The 1,184-nt window shown below is 70.4% G+C and carries 1 pseudogene; it reads right to left on the reverse strand.

Going from position 1 to position 1,184, the window contains the following annotated elements:
• Positions 1–326: 326 nt before the first annotated feature.
• Positions 327–1,049, reverse strand: a pseudogene (locus ABH926_RS51480) (transposase); the annotation flags it as partial.
• Positions 1,050–1,184 lie beyond the last annotated feature (135 nt).

Raw genomic sequence — 1,184 nt, forward strand, 5'->3', positions numbered from 1 at the left:
ACGGCTTGGCGGACGCGGTTGCGGGCCTGGCCCGCGCCCAGGTGTTCGCGGGTCTCTTCGAAAGTGATCTCGATGGACCATCGCCAGGCGTATCTGCCGACCAGGCTCACCGTCGGGGTGGTGAGGTCCGTGGAGACCAGGGCCAGGTCGTAGCCGGCGTCGGTGCCGTCCTCGCGGATCAGGATGACCCAGACGGCCTGGGTGTGGAAGGAGCCGTACCACAGGCATCTGATCTCGGCGATGCGCACGGTGTCGGTACGGCCGTAGCGTTTGACCTGCACGGTCTGGAAGGCCGCAGTCGCTGCGAGGTCGGCGGGGGTGCCGAGCCGGTCGCCTTTGAGGCGGGGCCGGCCGCGTTTGCCGGTCGGCGCCGGCGCGAGGCCGTACAGCACCGCCGAGGCCGGGAGCCGGGTGGTGACGGTGATCCGCGACGGCAGGTGCCGCAGCGCCGGGCCGTGGTAGGCCGCGTCCGCGACGACGTGGATCCGGCGGTCGCGGTGCCAGGCGGCCAGCAGCTTGACCAGGTCGGCGGCGATCTCCACCTTGGTCGGGCCGGTCTTGGGTCGCCACAGCCTTGCTGCCACCGGCAGACACACCGGCCGGGTGCAGAACGGCAGCTCCACGATGATCCCGACCACGACGAAGCAGATCCCGAAGCCGATGCCGTCCTTCCCGCGCGCAGCGCCGTCGTGCTGCCAGGCCGCGCCGAACACCTTCCTGCCGCGCTTCTTGAACAGCGTGTCGTCCACCGCCACGGTGATCGCCGTGCCGTCCGGCAGCAGCGCCCTGACGATCAGCCGGGACAGGTACATGCCCAGCGAGTCCGGACTCCACGTCGCGCGGGCGAAGAACTTGTGCGCCCGATCGTGTGACCAGGACCGGGCCAGCCCGGCCCCGGTCAGCATCCCGGTCACGGTGCCCTTGCCGGTGTTGGCGATCAGTCCGGCCGCCAGCGCGGCGAAGGTGGCGAAGCTTGGCGCGGTGAACACCCCGCGCAAGTTCGCCAGCACCGCCAGGAGCGAAGCCGGTAACGTCGAGTCTGGAAGCATCGGCGGGCCCCTCTTCGGAGGTGAGCATCAACACCGCCGATGCTTCTCTCGTCGCCGGGGCGCTCAGCCCGCAACCACTGCAAACCGCCCGATCAGGGGCAACCCATCACGCCTGCGAAAACGGCGAAAGCCGAG

The sequence above is a fragment of the Catenulispora sp. GP43 genome (assembly GCF_041260665.1).
Taxonomy (GTDB): Bacteria; Actinomycetota; Actinomycetes; order Streptomycetales; family Catenulisporaceae; genus Catenulispora.